This window comes from Paenibacillus gallinarum (genome assembly GCF_014836635.1).
GTDB classification, from domain to species: Bacteria; Bacillota; Bacilli; order Paenibacillales; family Paenibacillaceae; genus Paenibacillus; species Paenibacillus gallinarum.
Genome location: NZ_JACSQL010000001.1, coordinates 694298 through 717768, shown reverse-complemented (window position 1 = coordinate 717768; position 23471 = coordinate 694298). Strand labels below are relative to the sequence as shown.

The 23471-nt window shown below is 41.1% G+C and carries 16 protein-coding genes and 1 pseudogene; 6 read left to right on the top strand and 11 right to left on the bottom strand.

The features are described 5' to 3' along the window. Positions 1–7 precede the first annotated feature (7 nt). The 5 genes from H9647_RS03485 to H9647_RS03465 form a co-directional block, all read right to left on the bottom strand. Positions 8–898: an ABC transporter permease gene (locus H9647_RS03485; RefSeq protein WP_191798198.1), complete on the bottom strand. Its 891-nt coding sequence runs from the start codon at positions 896–898 to the stop codon at positions 8–10. 120 nt (positions 899–1018) lie between these two features. Beyond that, a complete protein-coding gene (locus H9647_RS03480; RefSeq protein WP_191798196.1) occupies positions 1019–2701 on the bottom strand; it encodes a type 2 periplasmic-binding domain-containing protein in 1683 nt (560 codons plus the stop codon). 101 nt (positions 2702–2802) lie between these two features. Then, positions 2803–4437 (bottom strand): response regulator, encoded by a 1635-nt coding sequence (locus H9647_RS03475; RefSeq protein WP_191798194.1) that lies wholly within the window; start codon positions 4435–4437, stop codon positions 2803–2805. Between the two features lie 6 nt (positions 4438–4443). Continuing rightward, entirely contained in the window at positions 4444–6177 is a 1734-nt protein-coding gene (locus H9647_RS03470) for a sensor histidine kinase (protein ID WP_191798192.1), read from the bottom strand. A gap of 334 nt (positions 6178–6511) precedes the next feature. Then, entirely contained in the window at positions 6512–7702 is a 1191-nt protein-coding gene (locus H9647_RS03465; protein ID WP_191798190.1) for an ornithine--oxo-acid transaminase, read from the bottom strand. A 205-nt stretch (positions 7703–7907) separates the two neighbouring features. Here H9647_RS03465 and H9647_RS03460 point away from each other — a divergent pair, with 205 nt between their 5' ends. Continuing rightward, complete coding sequence (locus H9647_RS03460) at positions 7908–8480, top strand: hypothetical protein (RefSeq protein ID WP_191798188.1); 573 nt, start codon at positions 7908–7910, stop codon at positions 8478–8480. Positions 8481–8797: 317 nt separating this feature from the next. After that, positions 8798–9739, top strand: a pseudogene (locus H9647_RS03455) (hypothetical protein); the annotation flags it as partial. 115 nt (positions 9740–9854) lie between these two features. On the opposite strand, the gene H9647_RS03450 reads toward H9647_RS03455, so the two are convergent. The 4 genes from H9647_RS03450 to H9647_RS03435 form a co-directional block, all read right to left on the bottom strand. Beyond that, positions 9855–13607 carry an alpha-L-arabinofuranosidase C-terminal domain-containing protein gene (locus H9647_RS03450; protein ID WP_191798184.1) on the bottom strand — a complete coding sequence of 1251 codons (3753 nt, stop codon included), beginning with the start codon at positions 13605–13607 and terminating at the stop codon, positions 9855–9857. A 236-nt stretch (positions 13608–13843) separates the two neighbouring features. Beyond that, positions 13844–14041 (bottom strand): YwbE family protein, encoded by a 198-nt coding sequence (locus tag H9647_RS03445; RefSeq protein WP_191798182.1) that lies wholly within the window; start codon positions 14039–14041, stop codon positions 13844–13846. A gap of 39 nt (positions 14042–14080) precedes the next feature. Next, positions 14081–14785, bottom strand: coding sequence for a polysaccharide deacetylase family protein (locus tag H9647_RS03440; protein WP_404822581.1), 705 nt, complete (start codon positions 14783–14785; stop codon positions 14081–14083). A gap of 256 nt (positions 14786–15041) precedes the next feature. Further along, entirely contained in the window at positions 15042–17048 is a 2007-nt protein-coding gene (locus H9647_RS03435) for a Na+/H+ antiporter (protein ID WP_191798178.1), read from the bottom strand. 155 nt (positions 17049–17203) lie between these two features. Between H9647_RS03435 and H9647_RS03430 the strand changes: the two genes are divergently transcribed. Then, on the top strand, positions 17204–17503 hold the full coding sequence (locus H9647_RS03430) for a hypothetical protein (protein ID WP_191798641.1): 300 nt from the start codon (positions 17204–17206) through the stop codon (positions 17501–17503). A 45-nt stretch (positions 17504–17548) separates the two neighbouring features. Here the strand turns inward: H9647_RS03430 and H9647_RS03425 are convergent, their stop codons facing one another. Together H9647_RS03425 and murB are read right to left on the bottom strand one after the other, a co-directional pair. Further along, positions 17549–18007, bottom strand: coding sequence for a MarR family winged helix-turn-helix transcriptional regulator (locus tag H9647_RS03425; RefSeq protein WP_191798176.1), 459 nt, complete (start codon positions 18005–18007; stop codon positions 17549–17551). A gap of 303 nt (positions 18008–18310) precedes the next feature. Then, positions 18311–19327: a UDP-N-acetylmuramate dehydrogenase gene (gene murB, locus H9647_RS03420; RefSeq protein ID WP_191798174.1), complete on the bottom strand. Its 1017-nt coding sequence runs from the start codon at positions 19325–19327 to the stop codon at positions 18311–18313. 229 nt (positions 19328–19556) lie between these two features. On the opposite strand from murB, the gene H9647_RS03415 reads away from it, so the two are divergent. The 3 genes from H9647_RS03415 (at position 19557) to H9647_RS03405 (ending at position 23447) form a co-directional block, all read left to right on the top strand. After that, complete coding sequence (locus H9647_RS03415) at positions 19557–21383, top strand: DEAD/DEAH box helicase (RefSeq protein WP_318245252.1); 1827 nt, start codon at positions 19557–19559, stop codon at positions 21381–21383. After that, a complete protein-coding gene (locus tag H9647_RS03410; protein WP_191798170.1) occupies positions 21380–22339 on the top strand; it encodes a YqhG family protein in 960 nt (319 codons plus the stop codon). The genes H9647_RS03415 and H9647_RS03410 overlap by 4 nt, the downstream gene beginning before the upstream one ends. A 184-nt stretch (positions 22340–22523) precedes the next feature. Continuing rightward, entirely contained in the window at positions 22524–23447 is a 924-nt protein-coding gene (locus tag H9647_RS03405) for a hypothetical protein (protein ID WP_191798168.1), read from the top strand. Positions 23448–23471 lie beyond the last annotated feature (24 nt).

Genomic DNA, 23471 nt, shown 5'->3' with positions numbered 1-23471 from the left:
CCTTTATTTAGAAGATACGGTACCCTGCCCATTTGTAGGCAAGTCTATAGGAGATTAAGATAAGGACCATACTAATCACGGATTTAAACAATCCAATTGCTGTACCAAAGCCCATCTCTCCGTTTAGAATCGCAGTACGGTAGACAAAGGTATCAATAATATCTCCTGTTTCATATACAAGCGGATTATAGAGGTTAAAGATCTGGTCAAATCCTGCATTAAGCACATTCCCTAAGGCAAGCGTTCCCACCACAATCGTGATTGGAATTAAGGAAGGGATCGTAATATGAAGCGTTTGTTTAAAGCGAGTTGCTCCATCCATCTCAGCAGCTTCATATAACGAAGGATTAATGGTCGCTAATGCCGCCAAAAATATAATCGTGTTATATCCAAATTCTTTCCAGACATCAGATAAAATTACAGTGAAACGGAACCAATTGTTATCCCCTAGAAATAGAATCGGATTAACCCCGAACTCTCCAAGTACTCGGTTTACCAAGCCTCCCGGAGCAAGCAAGTCTACCAGAATTCCCCCAAGAATTACCCAAGAAAGAAAGTGAGGCAGATATACAAGGGTTTGTATAGAGCGCTGAAGTCCAACCTGTCTAATCTCGTTTAGCAGGATGGCAAATACAAAGGGAACAAGAAGATTAAAAACCATCTTCGCTACAGCAATCACAAGTGTATTCCAGATAACCTGAACACTGTCTTCTCGCTCAAATAAATAGCGGAAGTTATCAAGTCCTACCCATGCAGAACCTGAGATCCCTTCCCAAGGTTTATAATCCTGAAATGCCATGACAATACCGCCCATTGGCAGATAACTAAATACAAATAAGAAGATCATGGCAGGCAGCAGCATCACATGGAAAGGCCATGTTTTTTTTATCATTTTCATCTACTGTTCCTCCTAAATTTTGTCTCTCCCTGCTCATTTAGAGTGAAGAAAAGCAGCATGCATGAACGCATGCTGCTTTTCGGGAGTTTATCGTGGTAGTCTTACAATCGAAATGCAATCTTATTTGACGCTGTCATACCATGTGTTCACTTCTTCTGTAATTTTGTCGCCGCCTCCAGCTTTCCAGGTCTGTACAAAAGTATCGAAAGAGTCTACAGGTTTATTACCATAAATAATTTCATTGAATGTTTGATTCTCGATTTTATTAAGATAATCAAGTTTTGATTTCATTGTTTCTGTAGGTGGACCTGTAAACATATCCTTGTATGAAATATCTTCTTGCGACATAAGAACCTTCGCAGCATTTGGAGTTTCAAGGCCGTAGTTCGCTTGCACTTCACGTTCTAGTCTTGTAGTTGCTTCCTTACCATCTGCGATACTTAGTAGAGCTTTCATCTGTGCATCTGGTATCCGCGCACCATCACGAACAAGTAGATAACGAAGCACATTTACATAACCGCCTTCAACCTCGTCGTATCTCTTCTGGTTGCCATTTGCATCGAGTTCATAGTCATATCCTTCAAATAAACCGAAATCATGTTTACTTCCTGCTGCCGGATCTGCAAACTGGTCAAACATGTAGTTCTGGTAAGTAAAGAATGCTTCCGGATGTTCCATATCTTTCTTAATAAGTGTCACTGCACTAGCAAAATTCGTTCCATGACGCATTGCAGTACCATCTGCTCCAGTTGGTATTGCATATGGTTTCCACACTGCTTTTGGATCATTTTTCACTGTATCCGTCAGCGGCCAGCCGCTCATCCAGTAAGGTCCAGGGATAATACCAGCCGTACCTGCCACAGCAGGCTCAGCTGTTTTGTTTTCATCCCATAGTGCTACTTCTTGTGGAATGTAACCTTTTTCAAACCAATTTCTTAATGTTTGAAGTCCTTCTTTCATCTCTGGCTGTACAGATCCATATTCAAGTTTTCCTTCTTCATCTAAATTCCATTGCTGAGGAAGCGTACCTGCTGCACCAAAGATCCAGGAAGGATCACCCATCCAAGTGTTCATTGAATTTTTAAACCCAATACTCAGTGGTACTACTTTATTAGGAGCAAGTCCGCTTGGGTTATTGTTCTTAAAGGCATCCATTACTTGTTCAAGTTCATCAAGCGTTGTCGGTGCTTTGAGATTTAGTGCATCGAGCCAATCTTGGCGAATCCATAGGATGTAATCATTGTTGTATGCATAATCCAAAACAGGAATCCCCATTTTCTTACCATCACGCGTTACTGAATTCCATACCGTAGGGTCAATGTCCATCGCTTTTTTCCAAGTGTCTGAAGCATATTTATCAAAGAGCTCGCCCACTTCTCCGTAAATACCCGATTCAATTAGATCTTGTATTAGTTGTGATTCATTAGATCCAATTGTGATGATATCCGGCATATTCTGTCTTGATGACATCGACAGTCTTACTTTCGTTGCAAAAGCCCCATTCGTATCTGTTACAGACCATAGAGAGTTGATATTAATTCCCAGCTCTTCTTTTGCCCATTTCGTTGCGACACTATTTTCAATCGTTTCACCATTTTTAAATGTGACTGTCGGATCAATTCCCCATGCAGTGGAGATCGTGACTTCCGGATCGTATTTTTCTTTGTATACGTTTTCAGTATTTGCCGGTGCAGACGTATTACTATCACCTGAATCTTTACCTGAACATCCCATAAGGCCTGCACTGATGACCATCGTTAATGCAAGGACAGCAAGTGAAGAAGTTTTCCACGTTCGTGCCATTTTGTTTCCCCCTAAATTTCTTCGTCTTTATATTTTTATTATGGATGATATCTCTATTTTTTCCTATGACACTAATTTAAGGTTTCTGCACCTTTTACAACTTATTGCTCTCTAAACTCATTTGGGGTTATACCATAATGCTTCTTAAACAGCTTGCTGAAATATTGAGGATTCTGATAGCCTAGCTCTGTTGTGATCTCATATATTTTTTTATTCGTATGTTTGAGCAGGTATAAAGCTCGCTCAAGCCTTATTCGAATCAAATATTCACTGAGGCCCTCTCCCGTCTCGGCTTTAAAAATCTTAGATAAGTACACGGGATGAAGGTATACGCGATCAGCTAGCATTTTGACTGTTAGTTCGATTCCTTCTTCTGCGGAGATCATATCTTTCACCTGACTTACAATATGGCTCTTCGGTTCTGCAGGAACAGATACTGCCTGTTGAAACTTCGTAAGTATTTGCTCTGTGTAATCTTTCAACAGCGGCGGATAGTGAATCATTCGTTCCACCATGTGAGGTTCAAGCCCTTTTGCATCCAATTCACTGATCCGATGTCCCGTTTGATGGGTGATATACAAAAAAGAATTAATGATTGCTAGATAAATTTCATACATGTGCTCACGTGAGACCGGATTTTTTTCGATGACCGCAAATACTTCATCTAATCGTTGAGATGCGGCATCCCAGGCTTTTCGTTCTAAAAGTTGCTGGAGCATTGGTGGTCTGTACAACACTTCAAAGGCAGCTTTAGAAGATGGAGATTCTATAAATGCATTGTCTCCTTCAATGAATACTACACCTGACTCCATTTGCCGATCCGCTAAGTAAACAGAGTTCAAAGCACGTCTGTAGGTTTCACTGATATCCTGAGGAAACATACACGGACGATTTACGATAACACGAACCTCTCCTCGCAAATACGTCAATACACTAGATTGAAACTTATCGATGAAAGGCCGAAGATATTTGGGTTTTAGGGAATTCGACTCCCCACTTTCTATATCATGTTGGTCCTTCGACTGTAACAATATCAATAAACAATGATGCGGTGTGCGCCCTTGCCAGACATCGTACGTTTCTCCAAAAATCTCTTCCGCCATATTGCCAATCGCATATTCCATAAGCACTCTAGTCTTTCCATCATGCTCCATAAAACCTTTATGTAGATGAACAAGGATCATAGACGTCATGGATGAGTCCGAAAGCTTAATTTCGTAATCGTGAAGAAGTTGTATCATTTTCTCCGTCTGGATCTGATCACCCATGAGAAGTTGCTGTAATAAATTTTCTCTGAGGAGTGTATAGTCCGATTTACGTTGATATAACAACTGTTGATACTTTGTAGCTTGTTTTCCTTCTTCATCAATCGACTGAACGGCCTGCTTAACGCTTTTTATAAAATCTTCATCATCTACAGGTTTAATAATATAATCCGATGCACCTAATTGAATCGCTTTCTTCGCATACTCAAACTCACCATATCCCGTTAATAGAATTGAACGTAAACTCGGATACAATACACTTGCTTTTTCGATCAGTTCAAGTCCATTCATACCGGGCATCCTTATATCTGTTATCAGAATGTCGATGGGATGAGCAGCAAGCAGTTCGAGTGCATCTCCTGCTGAGTCACTTCTATACACTTGGCCGATTCCTAGCTCATTCCAAGGGATTGTTGCTTCCAAACTTTCTGTCACATAGGTCTCATCATCTACAAGTAGTACATTGATCATGAATGGTCATCCCTTCTTTATATTATCTATATAAATTGTTGCTTTCAGGCCTCCCATAGGAGATTTTCCAAAAGATAAATAACTTCTCTCACCATACCGCAGCTGCACTCTTTGATTCACATTCCATAGTCCGCAACCGCTATGTTCGTCCATAGGTCTTGCAAGCTGGTTTTGTAATAACCTCATTGCCTCATCATCCATTCCAAGTCCATCATCTTCCACTTGAAGGCACATTCGTCCCTCGTCTTCGAAACCGGATACCCGAATAAAAGATGCATCTGCAGACCTCTCGATTCCATGAATGACTGCATTTTCGATCAGCGGCTGAAGGACAAGAGGCGGAACCAGCTGTTCCATCATTTCTTCTGGTATTTCCATTACGTAATCTAGACGGCTCATTCTCATCTTTTGAATTTTCAAATAGGAGATCACAAAAGCAATCTCTTCTTTCATAGGAACAAGATCCTTTTCTTGTCGTGTCGTATAACGATAATAGCGGGAAAGGTTATGAGACATTGCCACAACTGCGTCCGTTTTTCCAAGTTTCGCCATACTCGTAATATAAGAGAAACAATTATAAAAGAAATGAGGATTAATTTGAGACTGAAGTTGCTTCAGCCTTGCTTCACGCACTTGGATTTGTTCAAGGTATACGTGTTCGAATAGTTCCTGGATCTGTATAACCATGGAGTTGAATCGCTCCGATAAAAAGCTGAATTCATTCCGTCCTTTTGGCTCAAGCCGGACAGAATAGTCTCCCATCTTTAAACGCTGAAAGCCGTGCATTAAATCTCTGACCGGGATCTGCACTTGTACATATAACAAGTAGGCCGCCAAAAAACTCATAAATAAGAGGCAGGCAACCGCTCCGTAAAACAACCGATTAGAATCTTTAATTGGAGCAAGCACATCGGTAAGTGGAATGTAATCAATTAAATACCAGCCCGTAGCAGGTGATATCACGGTATGTACACTATAGACTTCCTCCCCAAGCTCTATAGTGCGGTAATCTACATCATTAATTTCGGTAAAATCAAGTTGTTTCAATAGTTCCGTACTTCGGTCAATATCCGCTGTTCGGTTATAAATCGTGCCTGTCCCAGGTATATAATAAAAAGGATCTCTTCTTCCGTTACTTTTAAACTTGTCCAGCATATCCTGGATGTTAGTACTGTCGAATTCAAGTTTGATAATAGTTCTCGCATTTTCCACTAGATCTCTAGCAGAATATGGAGATGCTGTATACCAGGAAAAGAGGTAGCGCTCATCATTGCCTGATGCTACTTTTTGTACCTGCCAGCCAGGTAAATTGGCGTTATCCAGTTCCCTACTATCGTATGTTCTCGAATCATTTTCGGTAATCACGCGTTTCATAGATGGTGAATATAAGCTCAAATTGCTTCTCCAATTAGAAGAGCTTTCCTGAATACTTAGCTTATTCTGTATTCTTTTCACATGATTAATAAGATCCAAATTTAGATATTCACTCACCAAATCCTGTTGTTCAAAGCTCTCAATATCCGGATCATGGATTAATATAATAGGCCAGGAGGATAATTCCTCGATGCTTGTATTCACCTGACTTTGAAAAAAAGCGAGTTGATTACTACTAGATCGATTGAGTTCACTCACAACGACGTTTGTCGTCATTTTGTTCGAGTAACTGTATAAAAGTACAACAGGAATTAACATAATTACAATGATCAGTACAATCTTGGTAAATAAATGATATCGAACCATAACCGTCTAAGCCACCTCAAGTCTAAGGATATACAACGTAAATAATGACGAATGACTGAAATAATAATCGAAAAATGTCGGACGAACTTATTGTAAGCGTTTGATATGGAAAAAGTAAAACTATTTTTGTTTCTGATGCAAAAAAAAGGCAGACTATCGTCTACCTGAATTATTATATACAAAATACAAACCATTTTTTTACATTATTCGAGAGCGAGTAGATCTGACCTACTCGACATTAGTTGCACTGACAATGACATTCTTCTATGCATTTCGTTGTTTTGCGCAAGAAACTAATAAAATGGCGATTTCTGTTAGTTTACCATTGTTTGTATTACGTAAACACCAGCTCCAATTGCTTTATTGCCCATTCCAGGTCCTGATCCGATATGATAAGCGGAGGAGCCAAACGAATTACGGTTTCATGTGTCTCTTTACATAGCAGTCCTAGTTGCATTAATTTTTCGCAGTACGGCCGAGCTGGTTCCTTCGTTTCTACGCCAATAAATAATCCGCGACCACGAATGGTTACGATATCCTTAGAATGAATCGATTGTAATCGATTCAGCATTTTCTTGCCGAGTTCAAGAGAGCGATCTGCCAGCTTTTCTTCTTCTATCACAGCTAGTGCAGCTATAGCTACACTGCTTCCCAGTGGATTCCCTCCAAAAGTAGAACCATGTGATCCTGGTTCAAACAATCCTAGTATATCGTTATCAGCAGCAACCGCAGATACAGGCATAACGCCTCCTCCAAGTGCTTTTCCCATAATGTATATATCCGGGACTACCTTCTCCCAATCACATGCAAACCGCTTTCCTGTTCTACCGAATCCGGTCTGTATTTCATCGGCTAAAAGTAATACATTCTCTTGATCACAAATCTCTCTTGCTTCCCGCAGATACCCATCCCTTGGTATGACAATTCCAGCCTCGCCCTGAATAGGCTCTACTAGAAAAGCCGCCGTATTCGGCTTAATTGCAGCCTTTAGAGCATCAATATCCCCGTAAGGAATAATAGTGAATCCTGGAGTAAAAGGTCCAAACTCTCTTTTATACGACGGTTCTGATGAGAAGGATGTTATTGTTGTTGTTCTTCCATGAAAATTTCCTTCGCAAACGATGATTTCTGCTTGATCAGGACCCACTCCCTTAACACGATAGGCCCAGCGCCTTGCCGCTTTCACCGCAGTCTCCACTGCTTCTGCACCAGTATTCATGGGCAGAATTTTATTTTTCCCTGTCAATTTCGCAAGTGTTTCCATCAGTTCTGCAAGAGGGGCATTATAAAAAGCTCTCGATGTTAGCGTCACCTCATCTGCCTGTCGTTTGAGCGCCTCAATAATGCGAGGATGACGATGCCCCTGATTCAGAGCCGAATAGCCGCTAAGCATATCCATATAACGACGTCCCTCCAGGTCTTCTACCCACACCCCCTCCGCCTTATGAATTACAATCGGAAGTGGATGATAATTATGGGCGCCGAATCTTTCGGTCTGTGACATAATATCTGCTGATGATTTCATCTATTTTCGCCTCCCTCTGTGCTGTTACAATCCTGACTCTCTAGTTAATGTATGCAGAGCAAAGGAATCATGATGTTTTCAGGAATATTTAATGAAAGAGGCTATAGCTTAACAATAGGCGTTGTAGCCAATATTATTCATGTCTAAAAATCACTGCTTTGCTGTATGTTGAGATGGTATAATTAGTAAAAAAGGAGGGTTACATTTGGATATTTTACTAGCAATATTTCAATTAGCTTTGTTGTTCGGTGGTTGGTTTCTATATACATATATTAAAAAGCTACCAGACCAAGTACACGCTAAGAATCTAAAAGCTTTTGAACTCGATCTAAATAAACAATTGGAGGAATTCAGGAATAAATTAACAACGGATTTAGAGTTAATGAAGATCAATGAATCACAGCTTCATATACATAAGACGGAAGAATTCACAAAATTAGTTGAAATTATGATTACAAAGTTACTAGATAAACAATATGTTGAAAAATTAGGAAAAGACCCTCGATTACAAAGAGAATATAACAAAACTATGCTAGACTTAGGAACCAAGCTATTTTTCTATGCCTCTGATGAGACAGTAAAAAAGTTTGTTGAATGGCGAAAATATGGTTTAACTGCTGATTCAGCAAATTACGAACCAAAACAAATTATTATACTGTTAGCTGAACTAATTGTACTAATTAGGAAAGACGTTGGGTATTCAGACACACAATGTACTAAAAATGACTTTTTACACATTATGCTTAAAGATTGGGATAAATATGAAAGAGAAGGATAACTGCTTGTTGTCCTTTTTTTGTGTCTAAAATCCATTTATAAATGGTGTGTATTTTTTTGTAGTTACCAGACTAGGGATAGTTTCCCCCTATATCTCCTCTCTATGCCTTGCTGTACCTAGCCTTACGGTTCACCTCCTATCCTATTGGTGAGATTAGATAATATTCATTCCTTCTCTTTGTTTCTTTCTTCTTTCATCCTTTCTGATGTTTCTGTTGGGGGGGTTCCTGTTTTCACATAAAGAAAAACAGTAAGGTATTAAGCTAACATCTGAAATTTACCTTAATCCCTTTTTAAAATACTTTATAATAAAAGGTTTTATCAGGGGATTATATTATTCAGGGTGCACCTAAGCTGACTGCCGATGCCGCTGGGCTTCCTGTATCTAGTGTACTTGAAGCTAGCGTACCGCTTGTCATCACAATGGGGCTCGTCTCTACCGTAACGGCCTATATACTACTTCGCAGGGATATGAAAAGAGGTGCATTCCAACCTATTGGGACATCATCTCCTTCTACAGATAGAGAGACGAAGAAACCATTATCCACAGACCAGTCTCATCTTACAGATCTTGCGATTCCTCTTCGTACCAAAAAAATCGTTGCAACACTCATTCCTTTTTTATTCGCCCTTGATGTAGCTGCTATGTATATATTTAAACTACAAGGCGGAGATGCCACCGCTCTTATTGGCGGGACTGCCGTAATCATTCTGATTGGCGTAACGATGATTGCCCACCGAAATAAAGGACTTGAAGAAACGACTGAATATTTAATTGAAGGATTTCAATTTGGATTTCGTGTCTTCGGTCCTGTCATCCCCATTGCTGCTTTCTTTTATCTAGGAGATGCTGCACTCACTGAATTGTTTCAAAACCCGCTACCCGAATCGTCTCACGGCATTGTTAATGATCTTGGTGTTGCCTTAGCACATCTGGTTCCACTTAATGAAACTATTGGTGCAATCATTATGACGCTGGTTGGTGCAATTACAGGAATGGACGGTTCCGGTTTTTCTGGTATTTCACTCGTTGGTTCGATCGCCCAGATGTTCTCTGCTTCTATAGATTCAGCTCCGCTGCTCACAGCTCTTGGTCAGATTGCGGGCATCTGGGTAGGAGGAGGAACGCTGATTCCTTGGGCCCTTATTCCAGCCGCAGCCATTTGTAACGTGAGTCCATTTGAGCTTGCCAGACGAAATCTTATTCCTGTCCTCACTGGGCTTACTGTAACAACAATCGTAGCCATTTTATTGATGTAAAAACACAAAAGGGGCTCCTTTACGGAGTCCCTTTTGTATCTTCATATAATCCTCCATCCTGATAGGAGCGCCAATGCGCCCTACAAGATGAAGGATCTTATAGATAATATTTAGATTAGATCGACATCACCAGCAAGCTCACAGAATTCGCAGGGAGCTTAAGAACAACGCTATCTCCTTGCAGTTCGATGCTTTGCTGCTGCGGTGTAATTTTCTCATCGTTTTTCTTGTTTACATTTGGAACATGAAGCAGATTTTCTTCCCCGCTTAGCGTAATCAGTGTTGCATTAGGCTGAACGGTCAGATTTTGCAAGTTAATCTGTGTAGCCTTATCCACACCATCTGCATTCACCAATTTCACATATACATGCTGTGCATCTCTCGTAACGGAATGGAATACCTCCCGATTATATGCTTCTAGCTTGTAATCCAGTGTTTTACTGGTGAAGTGCCCGTCCGTATAAGAGCAGATCAAGTTCTTTCCATTCTCTCCACCGTAATTAACGGTAATTAGATAATCTTTCTCGTTCTCCAGCGGTTCATAGTTTGCCGCTCTCAGGTTTCCAGCTGCTGTACTGGACGAATAATCACCTAGCGTATAACCTTCGATTCCTTGTTTATACACTTTCACACCTGTTGCTTGACCGCCATAAGCGATCGCATACTCAATTACGTCTTTTTTCTCAGGAGTAATGTCGGTCATTCCTACACCGATATAGAATCCATCCTCACCCTTAATCCGGCTTGCTTCTACCTGCACCTTATAGTTGGTCCATTCATCATTCATCAGGTACAACCCGTTCAGGCCGCTCTTCTGCGCTTTCAAAAGCAATCCTTTGCCAGGAATCGATGTATAGCCTTCCGATCCAGGGATGAAACTCCATGCTTCACTTGGTCCCTCTTGTTCTCGGAAATCTTCTTCAAATAGAACACTGCCATCCTTTTTCGAAGTGACAACCACTTTCTTCACGAGAATATCGGCATTACCTCCCGCGATTTCGATCCCGCCGTGCGGAATGAGTTCCACGGGTTTACCTTTGCTGTACGTCCCGAACGAAGTACGAAGTACCTCTTTACCAACACTTTTGGCAAACATTTGCTGTACATAATAGTTCGGTGTAAACCACACCGTTTCATCATCAAACCAGATGCAGTCCGGCGTCCAGCGGTACGTACCATCTGTCAGTACCTTATTAAACAGCGGCGCATAGGCCGCCAGGCGGACAACATCCGCATTATTTTCAAAACTGGTCATGATCGCAGCTTCGGCGATAGCCCCTGCCAATGTATTTTTATCCGTGGATGCATATTCCCCGACAAATACTTTGGATGTCTCTTTAAAATCAATGCTTCCATCCGCGTGGTAGGCCCGGTCATAATAGTTATAACGATCCGCATTGTTCAGGAGATATTCATTAGATCTATAGTAATGCTCATCAGCAATCGTATCCATATAGTTCTCCTGATTCTCGTACCAGGTTACTGTCTCTTCAATTACCTCTTTACCATCCGCAAAAGCAACTTGAGCTGATCCCGTGAGATTACCGCTAAGGAATTCCCATCCTTGCTGATAAGCATCATCATCCGCCTGTGCACCAACGGTAGAGATAATATAGAGTTCATGCTCCGGATAGTTACGTTTCATATATTCATCAATTGAAGCCTTGAATACTTCAAAGTTGGCGAAAAATTCATTTCCCCAGTTCTCATTTCCCACACCGAGGTAGCGAAGATCAAATGGCTCCGGATGTCCCATACTGCTACGTACTTGTGCCCATTCGTTATTCTCCGTATCCGTGCTGAGTGCAAAGTCGATCAAGTCTGTAAAGTTCTTGATAAAATACTCCCTCAAAGCGCCACCTGCCGGATGTGCATAATCAGAACGAGCCTGACACAGAACACCGCAAGCCATAACCGGAACCGGAAGAGCATTCAAGTCCTCAGCTAATTGGAAGTACTCCATATAACCAAGTCCCATCGTCATCATGTAACCCCAAACATTGTAGTTCTCTTTTCTCAGCTCTACAGGACCTACCGAGTCCTTCCAGTCATATACATTCTCCCAAATGAAAGATCCTTCTGAGATACAGCCGCCAGGAAAACGTAAAAACGTGGGATGCAGGTCAGCAAGCGCTTGAATTAGGTCTTTTCTCAGTCGATAATTTGGATTTCCTTTGTAGTTATCGTGTGCTGAAGCGGATATCCCTTTCTCCTCAGGGTCTGCTCCCCACACATCTTGCGGCGTAAGTGACACCATATCGATAGAAATATCACCTTCAAAGGTAAGAACCAGCTGACCAAGAGCATTCCCTGTGCCTGTAAGAATAAGGTTTTTCTCATCTTGCTCACCATATTTTTTCCAAGAGCCCCCGCCTTCTACTTGCAGTGTGATTGGCTCACTGATCGGCTCATTATTGCTATCTTGTAATTGAACGGTTATATTACCAGGAGCATCCGCTTTCGCCCAAACGGTAAAGTTATAGTCTTCTCCCTGCTTAATCGACATCGCACAATGGTGATTTGAATCCGAAAATCCACGGTTGCGAATCGTTGCTCCATTTTGAACCGTTACATAATAAGCATTCACTTCTGGGTCACTGGCTCCAAAGTGTTCATTTAAACCGCCTTTATTTTGCGGGTTCATCAGATGGGTATCTCCAGACCACGCAAACAAAGGATCACGATTCCGGCCAGTGGAACAACCACATTCCCCCGATTCAGGTGAGTAGGTATCAAAGGCAAAGGATTCAAACGAACGATTCTGTACAAGCTCAGCGTAAATTCCGCCATCGGCTGCATTATTGATGTCCTCGTAAAAGAGTCCATACATCACTTCACTGATATCAGCCACTTTTTGATCTCCGTGAATCGTTACTGTATAGGGCGGAAGGTGTTCCGGTACAACCGAAATCTCAAAATGTTTGCTCAGCGTACTTTCCCCTTTACTTAATACCGCATGGAGTGTAATTTCCTCAGGAGATGTAATGGACTGAACTTCACCTGTATGAGATAGAGTTTCCGGACGACTTGAGTTCCAGCTCATTTGTACTTTACCGCCTAGTAAACTAACAGGCAAGGAAACGTCTTTCGTGACTATTTTCGTTGGAAAAGATAAATATTTATCTCCTGCAAGTTTTACAATCTCTTCATCCGTCAATGATTCGCACATCACTTCAATTACTTCATCAATCGTCAGACCATCCCGATAAATCCGGAAATCAGATAGCGAACCTGTAAAGTCCACGTCGGCTGCATACTGAGAACGTCCAATATAATTTTGGCTGTAATTCGAAGCATCTGTAAATGTATCGAACCAACTGCGCAGCTTAGCATAAGTTCCACTGGAAGTTTGACTGATGGAACCATCTGCTACTTTTTCTCCATTCACATAGACAATCGGACCAGCACTGCTCAGTTTACCACCCTCAGTACCTATCACCGAAAATGCGATATGCATCCACTCTCCGGCAGCAAATCCCCGGCCTGGGTCTACAACCAGATCATCTCCAGCATACAGAGTCCCTCTTAACTGACGGGTCAAAAATGCATAAGGCCCTTGTTCACCTTTACCAAAGTCAAAAATTCGTTCCCATACGTTCGAACCTTTACCAAAATTGACCCATGCCGTCACGGTGAGACCTGTGTTATCGCTTACATCTACTAGCAAATTAGATGGAAGCTGTATATAAGAAGTTCCATTTGCTCCTCCTGGAAAGGTAGCTGCGGATCTGCCAGAGATATGTGAAATTTCAGGTTTCAATGTTCCCATAGCTGCTCCATCATGCCCATTTCCTGAGCTGTCTTTACCAAGGTGTGCTGCATTATCGAACTTATAGTGTGCAATGAGTTTTTCATTAAAATTGCTCATTCTTCTGCCTCCTATGTAGATGATCGTTTGATTTGAATAAATGTAAATCGATTTATAAATATATAAATGAATCACTTACAGGTTATAGTACTCACTTTCTACTTAATTTTCAACAAAAAAGTAAAAACAATCTAGTTATTGAAACAATTCGTGAGGCGAAGCGCTTAATAAAAGCCAAAAAAAGGACTCCTGCATGCGGAGTCCTTCTCATATTTTTTGATTGCTGCACTATATATTTACTTCTGTAAAATATGTTTTACTCTGCCTACCTGACCGTTTTCAAGTCGAACCTTGATGCCGTGTGGATGCGATGGAGAATTGGTTAAAATATCTTTGACAATCCCTCTCGTTAATTTCCCTGTTCGTTGATCCTGTTTAATTACAATATCAACTTCAATTCCTGCACGAATATCAGCCCTGCTGTTTCCATTCATTTCTTTAATTCTCCCCTTCTCTTACATACATCCCATGATTTAAGGTAATTCCATGACTTCCTTTTCCTTCGTCTTAAGCAGTTGCGATACAGTCACAAATTGATACCCTTGCTTTTTCAGTTCGGGTAATATTCGCTCTAGTGCTTTTATCGTCTGACTTTGTCCATGTACATTATCATGAAAAAGAACGATATCCCCATTACGGGCATTGCGAAGTACTTTATTAATAATACGCTGTTTTCCTGGTCTGCTCCAGTCCCCTGTATCCTGATGCCAAGACCAGAGCACAATCGTATATCCCCTTTTTTTAGCACTGTCTAGCACAATGTCGTTATATACACCGCCCGGCGGGCGAAAAAGGGTTGGTTTGGGTCCACCCGCTTCCTCAATTAAACGATCTGTGTCTTCAAGTTCTTTCATATAATCTTCTTTACTCTTGATTTTATCTGCAAAAGTATGAAAATAGGTGTGATTTCCCACTTCATGACCTTCTTCAATCTCCTTACGAATAAGATGAGCTTTCTTTTTTGATTGCTGGCCCACTACAAAAAAGGTAGCTTTCGCGTCATATTTTCTAAGCAGATCTAAAATTTGTACCGTTTCCAGCTCATCTGGTCCATCATCAAAGGTAAGAGCGATCTGTTTTTTGGAAATAGGAGCTTCCCATACAATATCCCCTCTTTTTTCATAATACGTCCGGTCCTTCAAGATGGGCTGACTAGCTTTTGCCTCGGAGGCGATCATCGCACATACAAGTATAGCGGATGCTAGTGCAATGAACCATTTTCTTATTGTCATATCATCCTCACCTTACATTTGTCTTGTGTACATAACATGCTTCGTAGTATCCCACGAACGTTGAGGAAATATATAATTTTTTGTTCTGTAAAAAAATACTTCCATAAGATCTTTACAATGAAGCAAAGAAATAATAAAAAAGAGTTGTCCCATTACCAGCCAGGCAATAGGACAACTCTTCCTTCCATTAAACAGATTTCTTTTACTCTTCACTCAGAAGGTTAGATTCCAAATTGTTTATATAATGGCGTAAAGAAGCAGCTGTATTTCGATGGATATCGCCTGTTTCAAATAACTCTTGAACGGCATTTCGTTGTTCTTGAATTGCTTTAATTTGCAACTCTAATTTCTTTTCATTAAAAGCATTATCATCGAGTTCGGTAGCTCCTTCACGAAGCATGAATATGATCCGTTCATAATGAGAAATAATGGTCAGCGATGCAGCCCTATTTTCATCGTTCATATGACTTCGGATAGCTGTAATCGCACTCTCACAGGTCTGGATACGAAGATTACGAGATGCTTTTACTCTTTCTCTCATTGGGTTACTCGGATCCATCTGTTTCTTCATAAAGACTCTTCCAATCGTTCGCCCAATACTGCGTAAGGAAGACCAAATCTGCGATTTCATTCGGCTGGACATGACAATTTCACGACGATCCAGAACTTTTAGGTAGAACATCCCAAGCTCTTCACTTACTTCCCCTGTTTTCAAGAGATGCTCGATTTCTTTTCGCTCTGCATGAATGGCTTTCATACGAATGGACATCTCTTGTTTTTGAAAATGGCTTCCCCATTTCTTCTTATCGTCTTGGTCCGAATAGCGATTTAAATATTTGTTGAGATCCGCAATAACAGACAATACTGCCGCTTTGTTGTCATCATTCATCTCGGACTTAACCACTTGGATGGAACGATCAAATATTTTGGTTAACGCACGTACTTGGACTACATCTGCGCCAGCCTTCTCTTCTTTGTCTGCAATAAGTGGGAGTGCGATACTTGCAGTAATCAGTGTCAGCAGAATCACCCCAGCAGATATAAAGAGGATGAGATCTCGTTCGGGAAAAGGGGATCCATCCATTAGGACAAAGGGGATAGAAAAGGCACCGGCAAGCGTCACAGCTCCACGTACACCAGATAAGGTAGTTAAAATAATATGCTTAATGAACGGTTTTTCCTGTTTATTCATTCTCCACAGAGTCGTCTCAACCACATAAATCCATAGAAAACGTAAAATAAATAATATCAGCGTAATTATGAAAATATAGGTCACGATCTGTACATGATTAAAGGCTCCATTATCCCAAATCTTACTGAGTACATTAGGAAACTGTATACCGAGAATAACAAAGACAAGACCATTTAATATATATACAATTACGGACCAAGTACTTTCTGCAACAATTTGCATCTTGGGATGAATCGTATCGGCCCGATCCCGGTCAATTGCATGGATAATCCCACCTGCTACCACCGCTAAAATTCCTGATAAACCGAGTTCTTCACTTACGAGGTAAATAATAAACGGAGTTATGATTTGAATGAGCATATGAACAGTTACGTCTTCCATGCCAAGTCTTCGAAGCAACACTCCAATTTTACGAATAAGAAAAGACAGCACTGCACCAAGGAGCAGTCCGCCGACAGCGATAACCACAAAACTGATGGAGGCATCTGTTAATGAAAATACACCCGTTACCGTCGCGGCAAGCGCAAATTTAAAAGCAACCAGACCAGAAGCATCGTTCATAAGCGCTTCGCCCTCAAGCGTCCGCAAAATACTTTTAGGCAGATGAACACGTTCAGCCATGGCTCCTACGGCTACAGCATCGGTCGGAGATAGAATGGCCGCAAGCGCAAACGCTGCTGGAAGCGGTATACTCGGAATCAGCATATGAATACCATAACCTGCTACAAGAACGGTTAGAAAGACGAGTCCTAGTGCAAGCAGCAAAATCGGCGTACGAAGACTCCATAGTTCATCCCGCGGTGTTTTACGCCCATCATTATAAAGAAGCGGTGCGATGAACAGTACAAAAAACAGTTCAGGATTTAAATCGAGATGGATCCCGAAAGGGACAACTTCAAAGACCACTCCAAGCGCAATTTGGATAAGCGGGACCGGAATAAATGGAACAAACCGATTAATTACGTTGGATAAGCCGATAATTATAAGCATAATGAGTATTGTAATAAAAAGCTCCATATATCATCATCAATTCCTCTCTTGCTTCTTTCCTGTGGGCATTATTTTCTGATGAATACGGCACGTTTTTCCCGTATCCTTGTTCGCTTCTATCCCACTTATGAGGTAACATAAAAGAATAGATACTAATCGTAATGAAGTAAAGGATGAATAACATGGCTTTTGGTATTACACGAAGTGAACTCGAAGAGTGGAAAGAAAAAGTGAGAGAAGGTCAAATTGCTTATCTGACTCATTACTGGATTGACCCTCGATTCCCTGGCATAACCAGCGTAACGAAGGTAGGTTGCTCTGATCTTAAGCAATTGCAGCACTGGTGCAAAGAACACAACCTTAATCCCAAATATATTCACCATCGAGATCCATTTCCGCACTTTGATCTTCTTGGATCGAGACAAAAAGAAATCCTATTACAAGAAAAGCTACATGACCATATACAAAGATTCAAATTATAAAAAAAACCAAACTCAAGCAGCCTAGGCTTCAAGAGTCTGGTTCTTTTATGTAAGAGCATCAAGGATTCGTTCTTCAATTCTTTTGACGATGTCCAGAAATTGCACTCTTTCCTCTTTTGATAGAAGCCCTAGAATCTCTTTGTTCATACGTTCGCGATTTTCACGCAAGTTATCCGCGACGTGTTGCCCTTCCTCCGTAAGGAATAGCCACACGATTCGTCTGTCTTCCTCACTTCGAGCACGGGTAATGCACCCCTCTGCTTCCAATTGATTAAGTATGACCGTGGTCGCACCCGAAGAAAGCTGAAGTCGCTTCACAATATCAACAGCCATAAGACGCTCACGAGATAACATATATATGATTCGTATCTTCGTGGGGTTTAACTTGTGATTAAATTCTTTTTGCTGTTCTGCATATATTTTATGCTTGAATCTGATAAAAGCCATTAAAAACTGGTCAAACGTTTCTAGTTCTTCTGCCTGAAGCTCATTGTTATTCACCACTTGAATTTCTCACCTTTCTGAAAATAGATAAGTCAATCATAGTCTTTACTTTCAGATACAGAAATTCATATCATCACATTCAGCTCAAAACGAACGAATTCAGCTTTTTTTGCCCGAAAATAGCTATTTATTATGTTAACTTTATCATAAACTTATGAATCATAACAAGTTTTCTGCACTGTTGCCCTGCCTCTCTTTACCAAAGAAAAGCAAAGAAAATGTCAAAAAACCCAGGTCATGCTTCCTAATAAAAGGAACCAGACATGGGTTATAAATTTACAAGGGATTATTACGTATCCTGTCTTATTTCTTTTCTACAATAATAAGTTCTTCTTCCGGGATAAAATCAAATGCTTCATTTACTGATTTCTTCACTTGTTCAACCAAATGTACGATATCTTCTGCTTTCGCATTTCCTTGATTCACAATCATATTTCCATGCCAAGATGAAATAGATGCACCCCCGTGCACCGTTCCTCTCATGTTTAGCCGATCGACGACTTTACCCATCGGTTCACCAAAATCATAGTTATTTTTGAACACCGATCCGCAAGAAGGATAATCAAAATGGAACTTGCTTCCGCGATCCTGAATTACGCTTTTGAAAGATTCAGGAACCTCTGCCTCATGATCCTGTGCCCAAGTCTCGGCCATGGCCGTGTAGTATTTATAAAAATTAGGCAAGACAGAAGGGTTTCGATATTCTACTACTTGCTCTAGTCTTTCCACTTCACGGATTCCTTGCTCAAGCGCATTAAAGTCAGGATGTTTTAAGTATGCACCCACAATAATCCAATCATTATTCATAAAGATAGAATTTTTATAACTATACCCGCATCCATCTACATGGATGGTCTGGACTTTGAATTCTGGGTCATTCAAATCAATATAGAAAGCTGTATCAAGAATGTCACAAATTTGTCTGTTATAATATTTCGCGTTCATATAGATTCCTGCGCCTACCGTTCCGGGGAGCAAAAAACAAAAATCAAAGTCAGCTGTTCCCGAAGCCAGACCAATAAGCGACAGATGTGACATCGGCATACCGGCAGAAACAAACCAACCTTTTTCATCAATATGAGTCTCTTTTAGTTCCTTAAGACTGATAAAGATCATATCTTCTTTTGGTTCATCCGGAAATAGGATGTTCGATCCCATGCCAAACCAAAATGGTTTTAATTCTTTTTCTTTTGCAAATTCTAGTACAGAAGTTAATTCCTCTATTGTGGTAGGCGCAGCTAGATATTTAGCCTTGCCTCCGATCTCATAAGTAGAATAAGCTGATAAATCTGCATTACTTTGTATAAATTGTTTATTCACCCTGTGTCCCTCCTACTGCTGTACAAAACAAAATCGCTTCATGATGTCTAACCATTATATACAATTATATTGTATGTAGCCATTATGTATACGCACCTATGGTAAGTCAAATAAATTCATGATCTTTATCATATCGCTTCTATAGTAAAATGCTGAATTAGTTATGAATCTCTTCGCTTTCGTCCATACTAGGAAGACTTATGAGACGACAGGGGAGGCAATAACACCAGTGAATAGAAAAATATCACCCGCCCGCGTGGGCTTTCAGCCCGAACCGCTGCCCGTTCCAATTCACTTTGATCAAAACTGGCTGGACGAACTTACGAGTAGACTAGACAAAGGGGGACCATGGGGCGACTATCGTCTTTTTCAGCTTGCTGTTGAGGCTGAAGAAAGAGGACTCATCCCAAGTTTTGATGATATGCAGTGCTTAAAACATATCCCGGATCTCACACCGCTGCCGCATCAGATTGACACCGCTCGCAGAGTGCTGTTTGAAATGTCGGGGCGTGCCATTCTTGCAGACGAAGTAGGTCTTGGGAAAACGATTGAAGCAGGCCTCATTTTAAAAGAATATTTAATTCGCGGTCTCGTATCTAAAGTCCTTATTCTTGTTCCTGCATCCCTTGTGCTGCAATGGGTAAGGGAACTCAATTCTAAATTTGGAATTTCGGCTGTCGCACAGAAAAAGGCGTACTCCTGGCAAAATGATATTGTTGTCGCTTCTATGGATACAGCAAAACGCGACCCCCATCAAGAGATACTGATGAGTACCGACTACGATATGATTATCGTCGATGAGGCTCATAAATTAAAAAATAAAAAAACATCCAATTATCAATTTATGCTGAAACTTCGTAAAAAGTATTGTCTTTTGTTAACCGCAACGCCAGTTCAAAATGATTTAAGTGAGTTGTTCAATCTCATTACTCTTTTAAAACCGGGACAGCTTGGCCGTCAAGGCGATTTTGCCGCTAATTTTGTAGTTGATAAACGAATAGCGAAAAATGAAGGTCAGCTGAAAGATGAGCTGGCTAAAGTCATGATTCGTAATCGCAGAGGAGAAGGTCCTGTTCAATTTACGAAACGTAAAGTTACGAATATTAATCTCACTCTCTCACCAGAAGAACAAGCTCTTTATGATGGAGTTACGGCTTTCGTAAAAGATCAGTTCCATTCGGCCGGAGGCAATATGACCAGTATGTTCTCTATGGTAACTTTACAAAGGGAGGTCTGCAGCAGTCGTGATGCTGTGTTCGTTACTCTTGTTAATTTATCTAAAAAAATGGCTCCTGACTCCCCATGGCGTGACCGAATCTGGGACCTTGTGGCCAATATCAAAGCCATAAAAGCTAACACCAAAGCAGAAAAAACGATGGAGCTTATTCGTGAAATGAATGAGAAAGCCATCGTCTTCACTGAATACCGAGCTACTCAGGAATATTTGCTTAATTATTTTCGTGACCGCGGTTTAACAGCTGTTCCCTATCGCGGTGGTATGAACCGGGGTAAAAAAGACTGGATGATGGATCTATTTCGGGGACGGGTTCAAGTCATGATTGCAACAGAAGCTGGCGGTGAGGGCATTAATCTGCAGTTTTGTCATAACATGATTAATTTTGATCTGCCTTGGAATCCGATGCGAGTCGAACAGCGAATTGGACGGGTTCATCGGCTTGGTCAGCAAAATGACGTTAATATATATAATTTAGCAACGCGTGGCACCATTGAAGAACATATCTTGCACCTATTGCACGAAAAAATTAATATGTTCGAGATGGTAATCGGCGGACTTGACGTCATCCTCGAACGTCTTGAGAAACAAGAATCCATTGAGAAAAGTCTCACTAAAATTATACTAGAATCCTCAAGCGAAGACGAAATTAATGAGAAAATGAATGCCCTGTCTCATAACATTCATTCGATTAAAGAAGAGGTCAAACAACAACCTGACGCTTCACTTGTTAAAGATGCAGTAGGCAGCGTTCTTGATCCAATGAAAATGAAGCAAGCTGCTTCTTCTACCAAAAGCCGCAAAAGGGGGAGCTCCTTATGACGATGTCTAAAGAAGAGGTTCAGTCCTATGTTATGACATTTCTTGAGGCAATGGATTGCCAAGTGATTGAGAAATCCCCTGCTCATGTTACGGTGAAATTGTCAGTAGAAGCAGATAAAGCACTCACCAATCGGCCTTATTACTGGGGATTTGTAGACCGGACAGGCACTCCTGCCGAGACGATGTCTTTTATGTTTATTTTTGACCAAGAAGCGCATGAAAAAGCGGAACAAATACAAAAACAGCAAGCCAGTTTAGAAACGGCTGCAGAACTGGGAACAACCGGCGCCAATCAAGACGCATTACTGGGACGCTACTATGGAAACGTTCCTTCTCTCCCCGTTCTCGGTCCAGGTCGTGTGCTTCGTGAACATATAATTTACGGCAGCCCTCGACTCCAACAAATTTTCACGGCTTCTCGGGAAGGCGGAGCTTACGTTAACTTGTTTGAGCTCCCTTCTAAAAGGCAGATCAGCGGTTCGATTCCCAAAGCCTACGAGCCATGGCTTAGTGTCTGCTTTAAAGTAGAATTATCTTGTGATCTCAAACGAGAAGAACTGCATTTTTTAGGAATTTCACTGCTTACGGGCCGAATTGCTGAAGACTTTGGACACGTGCTGGATAAAAGAGAACTCAGCCCAAGACTCCCTGATAATATGCACGTTCAAGGAGGACGAATTCCGCTTAAACAAGCCGCTGAGTCACTAGAAAAACATATCCATGGTAAACTTCGATTAATTGATTATAGCTGGGCAGACGCTGCAAAAAGCCGCTTGGAAGAAGAATTAGTTGTCCTGGATACTTACTATGAGGATTTACTGAAAGAACAGACCGAGGAAGAACAAAAGCTGCCTATCCAGGAACAATATAACCGTAGACGCAGTGAAATGAAATGGCAGTATGAACCTAAAATCAACGTTAGTACGATAAGCTGTGGGATTATGCATCTTAGGTAGGCAAGCGGCCGCTTCCTCAATTCGGCACAGGAAAAGAAAACACCACCTTTTTCGTCAAAACTAGTGCATGTCTTTCTTAAGGTCCACTCCAGTAAACAGCACCTTTCTCGTTCTTTCATCGGTAAAATGTAGATAAGAACAGCAGGTGCCTTTTTATGCCTGCAGAAAAGAAGGTGTTATTTCCTTGAAACGAACTAAATTAATACTTAGCATGTTGTGTATTTTCATTTTATCTTTCTATGCTTGCTATACACCTTCCTATGCAGGACAAGACTCAACTGGAAATGCAGCTCCTGCCCCCGTTCTTCGCCTTGCAGAGCATACAATAAAGGAACTTTCCAAAAACAGCGAATTTGCTAACTTTATTGACTCCAACCTTCATATTATGCCGCTTGGTCCCGGGACGCACAGTTTCCTTGTGCATGTTCTTCAAGGTAAAGATATTGCCGGATACCTGATCATAACAGGGGAACAGTCATCCGCAGAAGAAATGGCAACACCACAGATTAAGTATCTAGTTACTGAATATGGGGTGGGAACTTTTTCCGTGTTTAATCCCGAATTGTTATATTTACTTGGGCATCTTTCTCACCTAGAGAAAGGAACGGAAAATTCTACTCCTCATCAAATGAAATATGCAGGAAAATTATCGTACTGGGTAATTGAAAAAGAGGGGAAAACAATATATGTGGACGCTACTAATGGAGACGTGCTTCTGGATAATCCAGAAATGCTTACCGAGCCGCGTACTATAGATCGTTATTCCGATTGGATAAGCACGGATCATACACTTAAAACGATACAACAGACCTCGCCCCTTTTTGACTCCTCAGAGAATCTCAAGTGGCGGGTTTCGACTCCGGTACCCATCTTTTCTGAGCGATCACTCTTAAGGAAACTGGATACTTCAAAACAGCTCATTTTCAATTCTTCTGATCACAATATGTGGTACAGCGGACCGCTTTCCATCACTGGGTATGCAACATGGACAAATCCTGATAGCGATTATGTCTCTTTTCTCCGTATTGGCACAAACGAATCCCTCATTAGATATATCCCCGTGAAAAGACTGCTTGAAAACGGTAATTTCTACGAAAACACCAAATAGCCCTATCCCTTGTGTAATGGAATA

What these genes read in the sequence shown, in the direction of transcription:
- H9647_RS03445 (WP_191798182.1), bottom strand. Translation starts at nt 14,041, where the DNA reads ATGAATGGAAACAGCAGGGCTGATATTCGTGCAGGAATTGAAGTTGAT.
- H9647_RS03480 (WP_191798196.1), bottom strand. Translation starts at nt 2,701, where the DNA reads ATGGCACGAACGTGGAAAACTTCTTCACTTGCTGTCCTTGCATTAACG.
- H9647_RS03450 (WP_191798184.1), bottom strand. Translation starts at nt 13,607, where the DNA reads ATGAGCAATTTTAATGAAAAACTCATTGCACACTATAAGTTCGATAAT.
- H9647_RS03440 (WP_404822581.1), bottom strand. Translation starts at nt 14,785, where the DNA reads ATGATCGCCTCCGAGGCAAAAGCTAGTCAGCCCATCTTGAAGGACCGG.
- H9647_RS03410 (WP_191798170.1), top strand. Translation starts at nt 21,380, where the DNA reads ATGACGATGTCTAAAGAAGAGGTTCAGTCCTATGTTATGACATTTCTT.
- H9647_RS03435 (WP_191798178.1), bottom strand. Translation starts at nt 17,048, where the DNA reads ATGGAGCTTTTTATTACAATACTCATTATGCTTATAATTATCGGCTTA.
- H9647_RS03430 (WP_191798641.1), top strand. Translation starts at nt 17,204, where the DNA reads ATGGCTTTTGGTATTACACGAAGTGAACTCGAAGAGTGGAAAGAAAAA.
- H9647_RS03485 (WP_191798198.1), bottom strand. Translation starts at nt 898, where the DNA reads ATGAAAATGATAAAAAAAACATGGCCTTTCCATGTGATGCTGCTGCCT.
- H9647_RS03465 (WP_191798190.1), bottom strand. Translation starts at nt 7,702, where the DNA reads ATGAAATCATCAGCAGATATTATGTCACAGACCGAAAGATTCGGCGCC.
- H9647_RS03470 (WP_191798192.1), bottom strand. Translation starts at nt 6,177, where the DNA reads ATGGTTCGATATCATTTATTTACCAAGATTGTACTGATCATTGTAATT.
- H9647_RS03475 (WP_191798194.1), bottom strand. Translation starts at nt 4,437, where the DNA reads ATGATCAATGTACTACTTGTAGATGATGAGACCTATGTGACAGAAAGT.